This window comes from Nevskia sp., from assembly GCF_023266035.1.
Lineage (GTDB): Bacteria > Pseudomonadota > Gammaproteobacteria > Nevskiales > Nevskiaceae > Nevskia.
This window is the reverse complement of sequence record NZ_JAHFRY010000007.1, coordinates 27,531-43,970: the sequence shown is the minus strand read 5'-3', so window position 1 is coordinate 43,970 and position 16,440 is coordinate 27,531. Positions and strand designations below refer to the sequence as shown.

Annotated in this window: 16 protein-coding genes; 10 read left to right on the top strand and 6 right to left on the bottom strand. The window is 64.6% G+C overall.

Annotation, left to right across the window (positions count from 1 at the left end):
- Positions 1 to 262: 262 nt before the first annotated feature.
- The 4 genes from pstS to pstB all read left to right on the top strand — a co-directional run bounded on the left by pstS (position 263) and on the right by pstB (position 4,098).
- Positions 263 to 1,327: a phosphate ABC transporter substrate-binding protein PstS gene (pstS, locus tag Q0D45_RS01620; protein WP_293387623.1), complete on the top strand. Its 1,065-nt coding sequence runs from the start codon at positions 263 to 265 to the stop codon at positions 1,325 to 1,327.
- Positions 1,328 to 1,460: 133 nt separating this feature from the next.
- Complete coding sequence (pstC, locus tag Q0D45_RS01615) at positions 1,461 to 2,387, top strand: phosphate ABC transporter permease subunit PstC (RefSeq protein ID WP_293387621.1); 927 nt, start codon at positions 1,461 to 1,463, stop codon at positions 2,385 to 2,387.
- A 27-nt stretch (positions 2,388 to 2,414) separates the two neighbouring features.
- Positions 2,415 to 3,257, top strand: a complete 843-nt coding sequence (gene pstA, locus Q0D45_RS01610; protein ID WP_366946305.1) for a phosphate ABC transporter permease PstA — start codon at positions 2,415 to 2,417, stop codon at positions 3,255 to 3,257.
- Between the two features lie 49 nt (positions 3,258 to 3,306).
- On the top strand, positions 3,307 to 4,098 hold the full coding sequence (gene pstB / locus Q0D45_RS01605) for a phosphate ABC transporter ATP-binding protein PstB (RefSeq protein WP_366946304.1): 792 nt from the start codon (positions 3,307 to 3,309) through the stop codon (positions 4,096 to 4,098).
- A 192-nt stretch (positions 4,099 to 4,290) separates the two neighbouring features.
- Here pstB and Q0D45_RS01600 read toward each other — a convergent pair whose 3' ends face one another.
- Complete coding sequence (locus Q0D45_RS01600) at positions 4,291 to 5,550, bottom strand: esterase-like activity of phytase family protein (protein WP_293387615.1); 1,260 nt, start codon at positions 5,548 to 5,550, stop codon at positions 4,291 to 4,293.
- Between the two features lie 86 nt (positions 5,551 to 5,636).
- A complete protein-coding gene (locus Q0D45_RS01595; protein WP_293387613.1) occupies positions 5,637 to 7,448 on the bottom strand; it encodes a GspE/PulE family protein in 1,812 nt (603 codons plus the stop codon).
- Positions 7,449 to 7,623: 175 nt separating this feature from the next.
- On the opposite strand from Q0D45_RS01595, the gene Q0D45_RS01590 reads away from it, so the two are divergent.
- The 4 genes from Q0D45_RS01590 to Q0D45_RS01575 all read left to right on the top strand — a co-directional run bounded on the left by Q0D45_RS01590 (position 7,624) and on the right by Q0D45_RS01575 (position 11,887).
- Positions 7,624 to 9,303, top strand: a complete 1,680-nt coding sequence (locus Q0D45_RS01590; RefSeq protein ID WP_293387611.1) for a choline dehydrogenase — start codon at positions 7,624 to 7,626, stop codon at positions 9,301 to 9,303.
- Between the two features lie 18 nt (positions 9,304 to 9,321).
- Entirely contained in the window at positions 9,322 to 10,026 is a 705-nt protein-coding gene (locus tag Q0D45_RS01585) for a protease complex subunit PrcB family protein (RefSeq protein WP_293387609.1), read from the top strand.
- 50 nt (positions 10,027 to 10,076) lie between these two features.
- Positions 10,077 to 10,970 (top strand): acyltransferase, encoded by an 894-nt coding sequence (locus Q0D45_RS01580; RefSeq protein WP_366946303.1) that lies wholly within the window; start codon positions 10,077 to 10,079, stop codon positions 10,968 to 10,970.
- A 68-nt stretch (positions 10,971 to 11,038) separates the two neighbouring features.
- On the top strand, positions 11,039 to 11,887 hold the full coding sequence (locus tag Q0D45_RS01575) for an alpha/beta hydrolase (RefSeq protein WP_293387605.1): 849 nt from the start codon (positions 11,039 to 11,041) through the stop codon (positions 11,885 to 11,887).
- On the opposite strand, the gene Q0D45_RS01570 is transcribed toward Q0D45_RS01575, so the two are convergent.
- Both Q0D45_RS01570 and Q0D45_RS01565 read right to left on the bottom strand, forming a co-directional pair.
- Complete coding sequence (locus tag Q0D45_RS01570; protein ID WP_293387603.1) at positions 11,869 to 12,468, bottom strand: ACP phosphodiesterase; 600 nt, start codon at positions 12,466 to 12,468, stop codon at positions 11,869 to 11,871. The genes Q0D45_RS01575 and Q0D45_RS01570 overlap by 19 nt on opposite strands.
- A 17-nt stretch (positions 12,469 to 12,485) precedes the next feature.
- A complete protein-coding gene (locus tag Q0D45_RS01565) occupies positions 12,486 to 12,728 on the bottom strand; it encodes a GlsB/YeaQ/YmgE family stress response membrane protein (protein WP_293387601.1) in 243 nt (80 codons plus the stop codon).
- A 273-nt stretch (positions 12,729 to 13,001) separates the two neighbouring features.
- On the opposite strand from Q0D45_RS01565, the gene Q0D45_RS01560 reads away from it, so the two are divergent.
- Positions 13,002 to 13,334 carry a hypothetical protein gene (locus Q0D45_RS01560; RefSeq protein WP_293387599.1) on the top strand — a complete coding sequence of 111 codons (333 nt, stop codon included), beginning with the start codon at positions 13,002 to 13,004 and terminating at the stop codon, positions 13,332 to 13,334.
- Positions 13,335 to 13,508: 174 nt separating this feature from the next.
- Here Q0D45_RS01560 and Q0D45_RS01555 read toward each other — a convergent pair whose 3' ends face one another.
- Complete coding sequence (locus Q0D45_RS01555) at positions 13,509 to 14,045, bottom strand: hypothetical protein (RefSeq protein ID WP_293387597.1); 537 nt, start codon at positions 14,043 to 14,045, stop codon at positions 13,509 to 13,511.
- Positions 14,035 to 14,382: a hypothetical protein gene (locus tag Q0D45_RS01550; RefSeq protein ID WP_293387595.1), complete on the bottom strand. Its 348-nt coding sequence runs from the start codon at positions 14,380 to 14,382 to the stop codon at positions 14,035 to 14,037. The genes Q0D45_RS01555 and Q0D45_RS01550 overlap by 11 nt, the downstream gene beginning before the upstream one ends.
- A 94-nt stretch (positions 14,383 to 14,476) precedes the next feature.
- Here Q0D45_RS01550 and glmS point away from each other — a divergent pair, with 94 nt between their 5' ends.
- Positions 14,477 to 16,312 carry a glutamine--fructose-6-phosphate transaminase (isomerizing) gene (glmS, locus tag Q0D45_RS01545; protein WP_293387593.1) on the top strand — a complete coding sequence of 612 codons (1,836 nt, stop codon included), beginning with the start codon at positions 14,477 to 14,479 and terminating at the stop codon, positions 16,310 to 16,312.
- The last annotated feature ends 128 nt before the right edge of the window (positions 16,313 to 16,440 follow it).

Below are 16,440 nucleotides of genomic sequence, written 5' to 3'. Positions count from 1 at the left end.
CCTGCCCCGACCCGGTGCATGACGGTTTGATGACGGGCTGTACCAAGCTTTCCCGGCCTCGAATTGGCCGGGAAAGCTTGTTCGCGATGGCCTTGTCATTGAAATGTCATCAAACAAGGAAACAATTCGCCCGTGCTGCAACCCGACAAACCGCTGGCCTGATCGATTCCGGCCAGCGATTTCGTCATCGAGCCCATCACAGAAGATGGGCCGCAGAGGCCGCAGCGCTCATACCGATTTCAGCTGATTCCAGGAGACACCCTTGAGATTCATCAAAGCAGCTTCGCTGTGCGTTCTTGCTGCCAGCTTGCTGGCCACCGCCTGCTCCAAGTCCAGCACGCCGCCTGCGGCCGGCGAAGACATCTCCGGCGCCGGATCGACGTTCTTCTACCCGATCGCCTCGAAGTGGGCCGATACCTACAAGAAGACCACCGGCAGCGGCCTGAACTATCAGTCGATCGGCTCCGGTGGCGGCATCAAGCAGATCAAGGCGAAGACGGTGACGTTCGGCGCCTCCGACAAGCCCTTGAGCCTCGATGAACTGAACGAAGCCGGCCTGATCCAGTTCCCGGCGGTGATCGGCGGCGTGATCCCGGTCGTCAACCTGGAAGGCATCACTCCGGGCCAGCTGGCGCTGGACGGCAAGACCTTGGCGTCGATCTTTGTCGGCGACATCAAGAAGTGGGATGACGCCGCGATCAAGGCGTTGAACCCGGACGCCAAGCTGCCGGCGATCGACATCGCCATCGTCCATCGTTCGGACGGTTCCGGCACCACCTTCCTGTTCACCGACTATCTGTCCAAGGTCGATGAGAACTGGAAGAGCAAGGTCGGCGCCAATTCGGCGGTCGAATGGCCGGCCGGTATCGGCGCCAAGGGCAACGAAGGCGTCGCCGGTGTGGTCAAGCAGACCGCGGGTTCGATCGGCTACGTCGAATACGCCTACGCCAAGCAGAACGCGATGTCGCATGTGCGGATGAGCAACAAGGCGGGCAAGGTGGTCGAACCGGGCATCGAGTCGTTCCAGTCCGCCGCCGCCAGTGCCGACTGGGCGAATGCCCCAGGCATGAGCGTGGTGCTGACCAATGCCGAAGGCGACGCCAGCTGGCCGATCACCGGTGCGGTGTTCGTGCTGGTGCACAAGCAGCCGGAAAAGCCGGCCAATCTGGCTTCGGCGCTGAAGTTCTTCGACTGGACCTTCACCAACGGTGCGGCCGAGGCGAAGGCACTTGATTACGTGCCGATGCCGGAAGCGGTGATCGCGCTGGTCAAGCAGTCCTGGAAGGACAACATCAAGGACGCCGCCGGCCAGCCGCTGTACCGCTGAGCTGTTCGGGTTCCCGAGGGAGACCGGCGTGAATCGGTCTCCCTTCTTTGTGTAAAGTCTGCCGGAATCCTCCGTGAACCAGGTCGCCTCCGTGGCATCGCGAGCCTCCGCGCAATCGATCGACGTGTCTGCGATGCGTCGCCATACCCTCTGGGATGCGGCGTTGCGCATCGGCACGCGAGCCGCTGCCATTACCGTGCTGCTGCTGCTGGCCGGCGTCATCGTGACCTTGTTCAAAGGCTCGTGGCTGGCCTTCTCGACCTTCGGTCCCGGCTTTCTGAGCACTGAAACCTGGAACCCGGTGAAGGAAGAGTTCGGCGCGCTGGCGCCGATCTACGGCACCATCGTCACCTCGATCATCGCCATGGCGATCGGCATTCCGATCAGCCTCGGCATCGCAATCTTTCTCACCGAACTCTGCCCGCCCAGTTTCAAGCGGAGCATCTCGACGGCGATCGAACTGCTGGCCGGCATCCCTTCGATCATCTACGGCATCTGGGGCCTGTTCGTGCTGGCGCCGTTCCTGCAGGCGCACGTGCAGCCGGTGGTCATCGCCGCCTTCGCCGGCGTGCCGTTCCTTGGCGCGATGTTTGCCGGCCCGCCTTATGGCATCGGTGTGTTCACCGCCGGCATCATCCTCAGCATCATGGTGCTGCCGTACATCACCTCGGTCACTCGTGACGTCTTCGAGACGGTACCGCCGGTGCTCAAGGAATCCGCCTACGGCCTTGGCTGCACGACCTGGGAAGTGGTCACCAAGGTGGTGCTGCCGTTCACCCGCACGGGTGTCATCGGCGGCGTCATGCTCGGCCTCGGCCGCGCGCTTGGCGAGACGATGGCGGTCACCTTCGTGATCGGCAACGCCCATCGCATCTCCGGTTCGATCCTGGCGCCCGGCACGACCATTTCCGCATCGATCGCCAACGAGTTCACCGAAGCCGAGACTGCGCTGTATTCGTCCAGCCTGATCGCGCTCGGCCTGCTGCTGTTCGTGATCACCTTCATCGTGCTGGCGATCGCACGGTTCATGCTCTATCGCCTCAAGCAGAAAGCCGGATAAGCCGCCATGCAGCCACACGCGTTCAACATGGCGATGTACAACCGTCGCCGCTTCGTCAGCCGCCTGCTGATGGTGCTGTCCTGGGCAGCCGCGGTCTCCGGCATGTTCGTGCTGCTGCTGATCCTCGGCACCCTGGTGTACCGCGGCGTCGGGGGGCTCAATCTCGCGGTGTTCACCGAGAACACGCCGCCGCCGGGCAGTGCCGGCGGCATCCTCAATGCGATCTTCGGCAGTGTGGTGATGACTCTGTTCGGCACCGCGCTGGGCACGCCGGTCGGCATCCTCGCCGGCACCTACATGGCCGAGTACGGACGCAACACCTGGCTGACCACGATCGTCCGCTTCATCAACGACATCCTGCTGTCGGCGCCGTCGATCGTCATCGGCCTGTTCGTCTATGAAGTCATGGTGGTGACCATGGGCCACTTCTCGGCCTGGGCCGGCGGTGTCGCGCTGGCGCTGCTGGTGCTGCCGGTGGTGGTGCGGACCACCGAGGACATGCTGCTGCTGGTGCCGGATGGCCTGCGCGAAGCCGCCGCCGCGCTCGGCTCGCCGCGCTGGCTGGTGATTTCCAAGGTCTGCTACCGGGCCGCCAAGGCCGGCATGGTCACTGGCGTGCTGCTCGCCATCGCCCGCGTTACCGGCGAGACCGCGCCGCTGCTGTTCACCGCTCTCAACAACCAGTTCATGTCCACCGACATGAATGCGCCGATGGCCAATCTGCCGGTTGTCATCTTCCAGTTCGCACTGAGTCCCTATCCTGAGTGGCAGCAGCTGGCCTGGACGGCAGCGCTGCTGATCACGATGACGGTACTGATCCTGAATATCGGTGCCCGCGCGCTGTCGACCCAGAACACGAAGAAGAACTGACGCCATGACCGAAGCAAACGCCGCTCCGATTTCGACGCAGAGGCCGTATCTGACGCCGCGCGATACCAATGCGCCCAAGCTGCCGATGAACGAGAAGGTGTCGGTGCGCGACGTCAACTTCTACTACGGCGACTACAAGGCGCTGAAGTCGATTTCGATGCCGATCTACGACAAGAAGGTCACTGCGCTGATCGGCCCTTCCGGCTGTGGCAAGTCGACCCTGCTGCGCATCTTCAACCGCATGTACGACCTCTACCCGAAGCAGCGGGCGGAAGGGGAAATCCTGTTCGAAGGCAAGAACCTGCTCGACCCGAAACAGGATCTGAACCTGCTGCGCGCGCGCATCGGCATGGTCTTCCAGAAGCCGACGCCGTTTCCGATGTCGATCTACGACAACATCGCCTTTGGCATCCGCCTGTATGAAAAGGTGCCGAAGTCCGAGCTCGACGATCGCGTCGAAACCGCGCTGAAGCGCGGTGCGCTGTGGGACGAAGTGAAGGACAAGCTGAACCAGAGCGGCCTTGGTCTCTCCGGCGGCCAGCAGCAGCGCCTGTGCATTGCCCGCTCGATCGCCGTGCGTCCGGAAGTGTTGCTGCTCGACGAGCCGACGTCGGCGCTCGATCCGATCGCCACCGCCAAGGTCGAGGAGCTGATCTATCAGCTGAAGAGCGATTACACGATCTGCATCGTCACCCACAACATGCAGCAGGCGGCTCGCGTAGCCGACTTCACCGCGTTCATGTATCTCGGCGAACTGGTCGAGTTCGGTGAAACCAGCCAGGTGTTCACCAAGCCGAAGCAGTCGAAGACCGAGGATTACATCACGGGTCGATTTGGGTGAAACAGCACAGCGAGCACTGCTCGCTGTGCTGTTTCACGCCGGGCCATGGATAGCCGGGCTGGTGTCACACGAACGAGGATGCTGCCGCGCCAGGGACGGCCTGATAAGCACCACCGAACAAGTCCGCGCGCTGCTCGCCCGCTGCCAAAGAAAAACCCCGCCGTAGCGGGGTTTTTCATGTCCGCTCGAAACTTATTTGCAGCTGCGAACCTGCTGCGGCTGATAGCCCGGCAGATCAGCGGCATCGACACCGAACACGAAGATGTTCGAGTTCTGGTTGGCGAAGAAGTCGTTGTCGGAGGTCACCAGCAAAGTGCGCTGACCGCTCGGCAGGGTCGGGCCGAAGGCCAGGCCTTCGATCTTCTCCGGGAAGCTGGCGCCGGCCAGGCCAAACGCCGGGCTGAGCAGATCGATGAACGGCGTCTTGGTCACCGGCACCACGCCAGCGGGAATCTCGGTTGCCGGCAGCGACTTGATGTTGCGGATGTCGCTGGCGCCGTTGATGTCGATCTTGAAGATGCGCTTGAACTGCGCGGCAGCGCCGGCGCGGCCGTCACGCTCGATGACCAGGAACTCGTGGTCGTTGATCGCCAGGATTTCGTTCAGGCCGTAGCTGACGGCATCGAGCGGGTAATAGAACTCGCGCAGCGCGCCGGTCGCCAGGGTGATTTCGACCAGGCGGGAGTTGGTGCTGACGCGGGCATTGGTCGGGCTCAGGGCGCCGTCCTGGATCAGCGCGTTCTGCATCAGGCCATAGAGCTTGCTGCCATCCGGGCTGATCGCCAGGCCTTCCATGCCGCGGTTGGCCTGACGGCCGAACGCGTTGTTGCTCAGCTCGCTGGCCGGGGTGGCCGAGGCGGCATCGATCAGCAGCTTGGCCGGCAGCTTCACCGAGCCGGTGCGCTTGCCGGTGGCCAGATCGAACGAGTAGAGGTACGGGCCGTATTCGTCGGAGACGTAGGCGCTGGTGCCGCAGGCGTCGATGCGGATGCCTTCCGGGTCGAAGCGCAGGCTGTCGGTCGAGCCGGTGGCGTCGAACGCGGCGTTGCTGCCGGTCAGCGGCTGGCCGGCTTCATTGCTGAGCAGCAGGGTCTGGGTGACTGCCGGCGTGAACTGGAAGGCGTTGGTGCCGTACGGCGCGATCTGGCGCACGCCGATGTCGATGCGATAGATGCGATCGATGTAGCTGCTGTTGCCATCGGCCGGGCCGCGATCCGGCGTGGCGATGAAGCTCAGGCCGCGGCCGGTGTAGGTGAAGGCTGAGCCGAAGCCGCCGATCTGGTTCTTCAGGGTGACGCCGTCTTCGAGCACGCCGGTCAGGCCGGACTGGTCGGTAGCGGTGCCGGAAATCGCGCCGGTGCCCAGCAGGGTCACGGCGGCAGCAGCCGTTTCGACCTGCAGCACGCCGGCAACAGCCACGGCAAACAGCGATCTGCGCAAAGCTCGGTTCATCGTCGGTTCTCCAGTTGGGGGGATGAACCGGAGATCATGTCGGCCGAACGTGAACGGCCGATGGCGATCGCGTTAAAACAGCGGCGCTACGCAGCTTTCGTGAACGCCGCGAGACCGAGTACTTCCTCGACGCTGGTCACGCCTTCAGCCAGCTTCACGCAGCCGGCGATGCGCAGCGGCATCATGCCGTCCTTGAGCGCCTGCTGGCGCAGCAGCAGCAGATCGGTGGTCGCGCTGATCACGGCGTTCAGGGTCGCCGACAGCGGCATGATCTCGTAGATGCCGACCCGGCCCAGATAGCCGGTCTCGCGGCATTCCAGGCAGCCCACCGGCGCGTAGATCTGTGCTGGCCGGTCAATCGGCCAGCCGCCGCTGATCTCGGTCCAGCGCTCGGGCTCGATCACCGCAGCACGCTTGCAGTGCGGACACAGCTTGCGCACCAGGCGTTGGGCGACGACGCCCAGCAGGGTCGACTTGATCAGATAACCCGGCACGCCCAGATCGAGCAGGCGGCTGATCGCGCTCGGTGCGTCGTTGGTGTGCAGGGTCGACAGCACCAGATGGCCGGTGAGCGCCGCCTGGATCGCCATTTCGGCGGTTTCCAGGTCGCGGATTTCGCCGACCATGATGATGTCCGGGTCCTGGCGCATCAGCGCGCGGATGCCTTCGGCAAAGCCCAGCTCGATGTTCGGCTGCACCTGCATCTGGTTGAAGCTGCCATCGACCAGTTCGATCGGGTCTTCGATGGTGCAGACGTTGACCTGCGGCGTCGCCAGCTGCTTCAGCGAGGAGTACAGCGTCGTGGTCTTGCCCGAGCCGGTCGGGCCGGTGACCAGCACGATGCCGTTCGGCTGTTCGATCATCGCCGCCCAGGCCTTGGCCTCGGCCTCGTTGAAACCGAGCTGGCGGAAGTCCTTGACCAGCACTTCCGGATCGAAGATGCGCATCACCAGTTTTTCGCCGAACGCAGTCGGCAGGCTCGAACAGCGCAGTTCGATCTCCTTGCCATCCGGCGAGCGGGTCTTGATCCGGCCGTCCTGCGGCTTGCGCTTCTCGGCGACATCCATGCGGCCGAGGATCTTGATCCGGCTGGTCACCGCAACCATCACCGGCGCCGGGATCTGGTAGACCTCGTGGAGCACGCCGTCGATGCGGAAGCGCACGTTGCCGCTGTCGCGCCGCGGCTCCAGATGGATGTCGCTGGCGCGTGATTCGAAGGCGTATTGCAGCAGCCAGTCGACGATGTTGACGACGTGTGAATCGTCGGCGGTCAGCTGGCCGCGGCGGCCGAGATCGGTGAGCTGTTCCAGCGAACGCGCGCTGCCGAAGCTGACTAGCTTGGCGCGCTCCTCGCCGCTGGCTTTCACCGAGCGGGCCAGCGCGTAGAACTCGACCAGATAGCGATCGATATCGATCGGATTGGCGACCACGCGCTTGATGTCGAGCTTCAGCGCCTGCTTCAGATCGTGGACCCAATCGAACACCCAAGGCTCGCTGGTGGCGATCGTCACCTCGCTGCCTTGCACCTTGATCGGCAGGATCTTCAGCCGCGACGCATAGGCGTACGGCATCACCGTGGTGATCCGCGCGACTTCGATGCCCAGCGGATCGATGCGCAGATAGGGCAGGCCGGCGCGGCCGGCGAGCCATTGCATCAAGGCTTCCAAGGTCAGTTTGCGGCCCGGCTGCGTCGGGTTGTCCCAGTCGCAGGCCGCGACTCGAACCAGCGGATGCCGATGCTCACCGCGCAGCAGCGGCTTGGCGAGCAGCGCCTGCGCCGCGGCCGGCGTGCAGAGGCCATCGGCGATCAAAGTCGACAGCACCGTGTCCAGGTTTAGCGGGACATCGACACGGCGTGCGCTGGCCTCGGCTGTCTGCGGAGAATTGAGAGCGTTCATGACCCATAAGCTAGCACTGGACAATCGACGTTACATGGCGTGACGCCAGCCGGATCAGGCAATAGACTGATCGTTCTATTCGTTCGCCAAGGCGAACGGTATGCGCGATTACGATTGCGCGGAATTCATCAGCGGCACTACGAGTCGCGATGAACAGACCAAGGACGATGAAGCCATGAGTGACCAGAAAATTTTCGATTTCATCATTGCCGGCGGCGGCTCGGCCGGTTGCGTGCTGGCCAATCGCTTGAGCGCCAGCGGCAAGTGGCAGGTCTGCCTGATCGAAGCCGGCCCGGCGGATTCCAGCCCGTTCATCCACATGCCGGCCGGCATCATCCCGGTGGTGCGCTCGAAGATCCTCAACTGGAATTACTGGACCGCGCCGCAAGCGCATTGCGGCAACCGGCAGATGTACTGGCCGCGCGGCCGCACCTTGGGCGGCTCGTCATCGATCAACGCCATGTGCTACGTCCGCGGCCACGCTTGGGATTACGACCATTGGGCCAGCCTGGGCAACGAGGGCTGGTCGTACAAGGACGTGCTGCCGTACTTCCGGCGCATGGAGAATTTCGAAGCGATCGACAAGGTCGATGACGGCCGCTCGTACCACGGCAGCGGCGGACCGCTGAACGTCGCCGAGCCGCGCTACCTGAATCCGCTGATGAAGGCCTTCGTCGCCGCCGGCCGTGAAGCCGGGCACGCAGTCACCGATGACTTCAACGGCGCGCAGCAGGAAGGGGTCGGCTACTACCACACGATGCAGAAGAACGGTCAGCGCTGCAGCAATGCGCGCGGCTTTCTCGATCCGGTGAAGGGCCGCGCCAATCTGACCGTGATCGCCCGCGCCCACGTCGCGCGCGTGCTGTTCGAAGGCAAGCGCGCGGTTGGCGTGCGCTATCTGAGCGGTGGCCGTATCCACGATGTGCGCGCCAGCCAGGAAGTGATCCTCAGCGCCGGTGCCATCGGCTCGCCGCAGGTGCTGCTGCTGTCCGGTGTCGGCCCGAAAGCGGAGCTGGCCCGGCACGCCATTCCGCAGGTCCATGAACTGCCGGGTGTCGGCGAGAACCTGCAGGACCATCTCGACATCCACATCACGATGCGCGAGCGCACGCGGCATTCGATCAGCCTGCGGCCGCTGGGTCTGCTGAAAGGCGCCTGGGGCCTGATCCGCTATCTGTTCGGCCGGCGTGGTGAGTTGACCTCGAACTTCGCACAGGCTGGCGGCTTCATCCGCAGCAATGCCGAGCAGACGGTGCCGGATCTGCAATGGCATCTGGTGCCCTTCGTCTACGCCAATCACGGCCAGAACCTGGCGCCGCTGTTCCGCCATTACGCCTACACCTTGATGACCTGTTTCCTGCGTCCGGAAAGCCGGGGCCGGCTGACGTTGCGTGATGGCGATCCGATGTCCGCGCCCTTGATCGACGCCAACTATCTGGCCACCGAGCGCGACCTGCAGGCCCTGGTCGAAGGCTTCAGGAAGGCGCGTGAACTGCTGGCCCAGCCGGCGATCGCCAGGCACGCGGTCGACGAGCTGGAACCGGGCCGCTCGGTGCAGAGCGATGACGACATCCGCGCCTATATCCGCGCCAAGTCCGAGACCGTCTACCACCCGATCGGAACCTGCAAGATGGGCCGCGATGCGATGGCCGTGGTCGACCCGCGTCTGCGCGTCCACGGGTTGACCGGACTGCGCGTGGTCGATGCCTCGATCATGCCGACCCTGATCGGCGGCAACACCAATGCACCGACGACGATGATCGCCGAACGGGCCGCCGACCTGATCCTTCAGGATGCGGCGCTCGCGCGCAGCGTGCCAAACTACGAAGGCGCGACCGCAGCCGCTGTCGCCTGAACACAGACATGAACCGCCATGAGCCCAGGTTTCGCTTCCCGTTTCCATCACCTCGCCGCACCGCTCGCAGCGGTGGCTGCGGTGCTGATGGCGGGCTGCGCCAGCCTGCCGATTCCGGGGCTGGACCGGCTGCCGGGCGCCGACGATAACGTCGAAGTCAGCGAGATTCGCCGCCTTGTTTCCTGCGGCGGAAGCGGTGATGCGGCCGTCGTCACCCTGCTGGCCGATGAAGCCGCGCTGAGCAGTTGGCAGAGCGCCCGCGGCATCGATCTGATCGCGGCCGCGCCGGGCGGCGCTCTGCCATCGGGCCCGTTCGCGGTCGTCGAGCACGGTGCTCGCGCCACTGGCGGTTATGGCTTGTTGATCAGCCGCCGCGCCTACCAGCAAGGCCACGACCTGCGCCTGACGACGAGTTTCCTGAGCCCGAAGACTGGCGAAGTGCGCAGCGATGGGCCGACCAGCCCCTGCGTGCTGGTCAAGCTGCCACTGGGCAACTACGACCGGGTCAGCGTCATCGATCCGTCCGGCAAGCGCCGTGCGCGATACCTGCCGCCGGTTCCGGGAGCGCCTGCCGTTGCGGTGCCGGCTGCGGCTGCTCCGGTTGCTGCTCCCTCGGCGCCTCCTGCAGTGGCGGAGCCTGCTCCAGCCGCTCCGGCCGAGCTTGCCCCTGCGGCAGCTGCGCCGATCGAGCCAGCGCCCGCTGAGCCCGTTCCGGCCCCATAAGCTTTATCACCTGCGGCACCCACAAGGAGTTTTCCTAGATGCTGCGTTTCCTGCCGGGCTGGCTGTCGGGCGTGATCATGATGGTGCTGCTGGCCGTCAATACGCTGTTCTGGGCCACGCCACTGCTGATCTTCGCGCTGCTGAAACTGATTTCGCCGATCCGCAGCCTCAGCGATCTGCTGTCACGCGCCGCTGCCGCCAGCGGCCAGCACTGGGCCACCGTCAACACCCTGCTCGGCGATGCGCTGCTGCCGACGCGCTGGACCATCCGCGGTGTCGACAAGCTCGACATGAAGGGCCAGTACCTGGTCAGCTCCAATCACCAGACCTGGAACGACATCTACGTGCTGATGGAGGCTTTCGATCGGCGCGCGCCGGTCTTCAAGTTCTTCATGAAGCAGGAACTGATCTGGGTGCCGGTGCTCGGCCTGTGCTGGTGGGCGCTCGACTATCCGTTCATGAAGCGCTATTCGTCGAAGTATCTGGCCAAGCATCCGGAACTGCGCGGCAAGGATTTCGAGACCACCAAAAAAGCTTGCGAGCGCTACCAGAACATTCCGGTGACGGTGCTGAATTTCCTTGAAGGCACCCGCTTCAGCAAGACCAAGCAGGCCGAAACCAAGTCGCCGTACACCCATCTGCTGAAGCCGAAAGCGGGTGGTTTCGCACTGACCATCGGCGCGCTCGGCGAGAACATCAATTCGCTGCTCGACGTCACCATCGTCTATCCAGGCGGCGCAAAGGGCTTCTGGGATTTCGTCTGCTGCCGGGTGCCGGAAGTGATCGTCGATGTTCGCCAGATCACCATTCCGCACGAGATGTACGTCGGCAGCTACGAGACCGACAAGCTGTTCCGCAAGCACATCCAGAACTGGATCGCCGATCTCTGGGCACAGAAGGATCGCCGGATCAGCGAACTGCTCGCGGAGGCGGGCGCGGCTTGAGCGGCTGGCGGCGCGGTCTGCGCCGTTGGCTGCGTCCCGTGCTTCAGTCTCTTTTCATCATTGGCACGATGAGCGCCTGTTCGCAGCTCCCTGGCGCGGCAGAACCTGCAAAGCCGCCGCGCTTCGACGATCGTCTGACCCAGCTGTTTCCCGATGGGCCGCAGCCCGAAGCGCACGACTATCTCGTCGAAGGTCGCAGCGTCCATTACCTGGTGATGCCGGGCGGGCCGCAGCGTGTGCTCTTCATCCACGGCACGCCTGGCAACTGGCAGGGCTGGCATCGCTATCTGGCCGATCCGCGTCTGCGCGAACGCGCCACCCTGATCGCCGTCGACCGTCCCGGTTTCAGCAATTCCGGCAGTGGCCAGATGGTGCCGGCGCTGGCCGATCAATCGCGCTTGCTGGCGCCGTTGCTCGGCAATGATGGCCACAAGACCTGGCTGGTCGGCCACTCACTGGGCGGGCCGATCGCCGCGAAGATGGCGATGGATTACCCGGATCAGGTGGCTGGCGTGCTGATGCTCGCGCCGTCGATCTCGCCGGCGCTAGAGCATCCGCGCTGGTTCAATCATCTGGCCGATACCTGGCTGGCGCGGTCGCTGAAAGGCACCTGGCTGCAGCGCCTGTTCGCCGACGATGACCTGTTCAACTCCAATGACGAGATCATGCCGCTGGCGGGCGAATTGGCTGCCATCGAGCCCGATTGGGCGCGGCTGACGATGCCGCTGGTGGTGGTTCAGGGCATGAAGGACACCCTGGTCAGCCCGCGTACCGCCGAGTACGCCGAGCAGACCCTGCCGAAGCCGAACACGCGGGTGATCCGCTTGCCGGAGGGCAATCATTTCCTGATCTGGAACGATTACCGGTACTGCTCGGCGTTGATCGTCGAACTGATCGATCAGCCCGCGCCACCCTGAGCAGGGCCAGCGGCGAAGGCCAGCGCTGCCGCTTCCAGATCGGTCATCAAGATCGGATGTTCGGCGCGAACGGCCGGCATTCTGGCGCGCCATCCGGCGGCCGCATCGAGCAGCAACTGCGGCTTGCTGAGCCGCGCTGAAATGCGGGCCAGAGACTCGTCGATCCCGGCTTCCTCGCGATACGAAAGCAGCAGTGCGGCGAAGCGCTGCGCATCCGGCGCCGGACGATCGACCGCCAGTTGCCAGGCACCAGGATCGGCCACGGCTCTTGCGGCCCGCAGCGCAAATGCATCCAGCGCTTCTGCCATGGCAGGCCATGCCAGTGCCATCGCGTGGTCGTGGAGCATGTCCAGGACGATGCCGGCATAGCGGCGCTGGCCGCCGCCGAAAGCGGCTCTGGCCTGTACCACCAGCGGATGGGCATCGGTCACCACATCGATCCGCCGATGCAGCGCGATCGAACGCTCCAGCTGCGGCGGCAGCCGGCCATCGAGCCGGCCGCGCAATACATCACCGAGCACCGCACCGGCCAGCGGCAGGCCGGCGCGTTCGGTCAGCCAGAGATGGGCGAGGAAGTTCATCGCCCGACTGCTGACGGTCAGCGCTGCTTGCGGATCGCGCCGACCACGAACAGCAGCAGCACGGCACCGACCAGCGCGCCCACGAAGCCAGCCGGCTCGCCTGGCTGATACAGGCCCAGCGCCTTGCCGCCGTAGCTGGCGACCGCCGAACCGGCGATGCCCAGCACCGTGGTCAGGATGATGCCCATGCCGTCATTGCCGGGCTTCAGGAAACGGGCGACCAGGCCCACGACGAAGCCGATGAAAAGCGTCCAGATCATGGTGAAGCTCCGATTAGAGGAGGGCGAACTTTAGCCGTATCGGCGGCTGAACGGGCAGGGCTGGAGTTGCTGCCGCGGATCGCGTCGAGGCGCATTAAGCCTCAGTTCACCTCGAAACCCCGATTGTGATGCACCCAACAGATTCCTCCAGTTTCGTCGATCCGTTGCCGGGTATTGCGACGTGCATCAACAAACGTCTGCGCCTGTCCGCCCAGACTCTGGCCATCGCGATACGGGCCCCAAGGGCCTCCGCTCCCGAAAGGATTCATCACCATGCTTCGTTCATTCATTGCTGACGACATCTACCGAGTCACGCTAGGCAGCGACGCCGTCGAACCGCTGAGCCGCACGCTAGTCGAACACGGTCTGCGCCCGGATGGGGCACTACGCCGCATGCATCGCGACGACGGCAGCGGTGTCTGGATGGCCCGGGTACTGATCGATGGCAACACGCTGCAGCACATCGCGCTGCAAGCGCGGCTGATGCTGATGCAGATCGACAACATCAGCGCCCGCCTGCGGGCCGCACCGGAGTTGCCGGGCAGCGTCGGCGAATGCGCGGTGGATTACGCCCCGAACCCGCACTTTTTCGGCGTTGTGGCCTGAGCCGCACCCGAATCCTTCCCTGCATCGACAGAGACTCGACCTTCCCCCTGAACCTTCCCAGGTCAGCTGACCCCATCTGACCGCATCGGAGGGTTCAACGGCGGTCTCTGTCTGATCGTGCGCGAGCCGGCTTGCCGGTCTCGCGCTTTTTTATGGCCGACGGCTGACCTCGATTCAGCGCTGGCTGTCGTCGCTGCCCGGCGGCGGAATCGCAGGCGGAGGCACCACCACCGCAACGCCAGCCTTGCCGGGTTCGCCACGCTGCTTCGAGGCCGCGTCCTGCAGCCCCTTGCGAATCTCCCGACCCACTGCCCGGTTGAGGCCGGACAGCGCGCCGTAGACGCCATCGGTGATCGAATCGTGCACGCCGCGCACCAGCCGGGCTGACTCACGCGTTGCCGGAATCGAATCGAGGATGTTGAACGGAATCGCGGCGATGCCCTTGTGCACTTCGCGCACCACCGAACTGCCGGCGGCGATCACCTGCTCGGCCGTCGCCTGGGCTTCCAGCAGATTCTCCAGCGTCGCCAGACGTTCGGCCTGCTCGCGGCCATCGGCCAGCGCCCGCTGCAGATCCGCTTCCAGCCGCTGCAGTTCCCGCTTGAGCTTCAAGGTACGCAGGCCGACGGTGACCAGCAGGCCGATGGCGATCACCAGCGCCAGCAGCAGCGCCCAGAACAAGGGCCCGGCCGTCGTCGCCTCAGGCGCCATGGGTGGTCACCTGCGCGTCCACGCCCTGCGCCTTCAGCTGCTCGGCGATCTGCATCGCCGCGCGCGAATAGACGATGCGTTCGATCATCCGCGGCGCCAGCCGGGCTGCCGGCCCGGCCAGCGGCGTATCGCGCACCGCCAGCTCGAACGGATTGAGGATTTCGATCTTGATCACCGGCCGCACGCGGCCGGATGCCGGTGTCGGAGGCATCGACGCGCCTTCGCCGATCTGCGAATGCAGCGCGTCAACGCGCCGCTGTAGCCGCAGCAGCGCCCAGCCGAGCGCGGCGGACAACACCACCACGAGCAATGAAAGGATAGCCAGCAGGAGGCTCAAAAGGCATCTCCGGAAAACAGGGCGGTGGCCGCTGCGAAGGGAAGGGGAAGCGCTGCCGATACAATAGCGCGGGCACCTCCTTATCCTCCATGCCATGTGCGGAATCGTCGGCGCTGTTGCGGCGCGTGATGTCACCCCGATGCTGATCGACGGCCTGCGCCGTCTCGAATACCGGGGCTACGACTCCGCCGGTGTCGCCCTGCTCACCACCAGCGGCGCGCTCGATCGCCGTCGCGCGCAAGGCAAGGTGCAGAAGCTGGCCGACGGCATCGCCGCCGATCCGATCGCCGGCCATCGCGGCATCGCCCACACCCGCTGGGCGACCCACGGCGTGCCCAGCGAGCGCAACGCCCATCCGCATTTCTCTGGCGATTCGGTGGCCCTGGTCCACAACGGCATCATCGAAAACCACGATGAGCTGCGCGACGAGCTGCGCGCCAAGGGCTATCCGTTCACCAGTGAGACCGATACCGAAGTCGTCGCCCATCTGGTGGCCGAAGAACTGAAAGCCACCGGTTCGCTGCGCGCGGCCGTGCAAGCCGCAATCAAGCGTCTGCACGGCGCTTACGCGATCGTGGTGATCTCGCCGAAGGACCCGGACTGCATCGTCGCCGCCCGCGCCGGCTGCCCGGTGGTCGTCGGTTACGGTAACGGCGAGAACTACGTCGCCTCCGACGTGCAGGCACTGCTGCCGGTCACCCGCAGCTTCAGCTTCCTCGAAGAAGGCGATGTCGCCGAAGTGCGCGAAAGCGGCGTCAGCATCGTCGATGCTCGCGGCCAGCAGGTGCAGCGCGCGGTGCGTGAATCGAGCCTGTCTGCCGATGCCGTCGAGCGTGGCGACTACGCGCACTACATGCTCAAGGAAATCTTCGAGCAGCCGCGCGCGCTGGCCGACACGCTGTCGGAACGGATCAGTGGCAAGCGCGTGCTGGTCGCCGCGCTCGGCCCGCACGCCGAAGCGCTGCTGCCGAAAGTGCGCAACGTCCACATCGTCGCCTGCGGCACGAGTTACCACGCCGGCCTGATCGCCCGTTACTACATCGAACAGGGCGCGGAACTGCCGTGCACCGTCGAAGTGGCCAGCGAATATCGCTACCGCAATCCTGTCGTGCCGAAGGACACGCTGTTCCTCGCCATCTCCCAGAGCGGTGAAACGGCGGACACGCTGGCCGCACTCCGGGAAGCGAAGAAGCTCGGCTATCTGGCCACGGCCGCCATCTGCAACGTGCCGGAATCCTCATTGGTGCGCGAAGCCGATCTGGTGCTGATGACCCGCGCCGGCCCGGAAATCGGGGTCGCCTCGACCAAGGCCTTCACTACCCAGCTCGCCGCGCTCGGCATCCTCGGCGTGGCACTGGCGCGTCACAACGGCATGAGCGCCGCGGTGGAGGCGCAGTACGTGCGCCAGATCGCCCACGTGCCGGAAATGATCGAACGCACCCTGAAGCTCGAACCGCAGATCAAGGAACTGGCCAAACACTTCGCCGACAAGCGCCACGCGCTGTTCCTGGGCCGCGGCCCCACCTGGCCGGTCGCCCTCGAAGGCGCGCTGAAGCTGAAGGAAATCTCCTACATCCACGCCGAGGCTTATCCCGCCGGCGAACTCAAGCACGGCCCCCTGGCCCTGGTCGATCACGACATGCCGGTGATCGCTGTCGCGCCGAATAATGCATTGCTCGAAAAGCTCAAATCGAACCTCGAAGAAGTCCGCGCCCGCGGCGGCAAGCTCTACGTCTTCGCCGATCCCGAATCCGGCTTCACCGCCAGCGAAGGTATCGAAGTCATCACCATGCCCGAGCACATCACGCCACTGCAGGCGCCGATCCTCTACACGATTCCGCTGCAGCTGCTGGCGTATCACGTGGCCCTGCTGCGTGGGACGGATGTTGATCAGCCGCGGAATTTGGCGAAGTCTGTAACTGTGGAATAGTTGGACATCGAATCCTGAACGCATGTGGTCTTTATTAGTAAAAGCCGTAACTTTTGGTAAAACTCGTAACGAATTACGCAGTCTTCTGAGTGCTAGGAACGGGTTGGGGCGGCGGATGCCTTGGGGAG

Bases quoted from the DNA above. Each gene is read 5' to 3' on its own strand.
- pstC (WP_293387621.1), top strand. From the start codon at position 1,461: ATGCGTCGCCATACCCTCTGGGATGCGGCGTTGCGCATCGGCACGCGA.
- pstA (WP_366946305.1), top strand. From the start codon at position 2,415: ATGGCGATGTACAACCGTCGCCGCTTCGTCAGCCGCCTGCTGATGGTG.
- Q0D45_RS01600 (WP_293387615.1), bottom strand. From the start codon at position 5,550: ATGAACCGAGCTTTGCGCAGATCGCTGTTTGCCGTGGCTGTTGCCGGC.
- Q0D45_RS01595 (WP_293387613.1), bottom strand. From the start codon at position 7,448: ATGAACGCTCTCAATTCTCCGCAGACAGCCGAGGCCAGCGCACGCCGT.
- Q0D45_RS01590 (WP_293387611.1), top strand. From the start codon at position 7,624: ATGAGTGACCAGAAAATTTTCGATTTCATCATTGCCGGCGGCGGCTCG.
- Q0D45_RS01585 (WP_293387609.1), top strand. From the start codon at position 9,322: ATGAGCCCAGGTTTCGCTTCCCGTTTCCATCACCTCGCCGCACCGCTC.
- Q0D45_RS01575 (WP_293387605.1), top strand. From the start codon at position 11,039: ATGAGCGCCTGTTCGCAGCTCCCTGGCGCGGCAGAACCTGCAAAGCCG.
- Q0D45_RS01570 (WP_293387603.1), bottom strand. From the start codon at position 12,468: ATGAACTTCCTCGCCCATCTCTGGCTGACCGAACGCGCCGGCCTGCCG.
- Q0D45_RS01565 (WP_293387601.1), bottom strand. From the start codon at position 12,728: ATGATCTGGACGCTTTTCATCGGCTTCGTCGTGGGCCTGGTCGCCCGT.
- Q0D45_RS01560 (WP_293387599.1), top strand. From the start codon at position 13,002: ATGCTTCGTTCATTCATTGCTGACGACATCTACCGAGTCACGCTAGGC.
- Q0D45_RS01555 (WP_293387597.1), bottom strand. From the start codon at position 14,045: ATGGCGCCTGAGGCGACGACGGCCGGGCCCTTGTTCTGGGCGCTGCTG.
- glmS (WP_293387593.1), top strand. From the start codon at position 14,477: ATGTGCGGAATCGTCGGCGCTGTTGCGGCGCGTGATGTCACCCCGATG.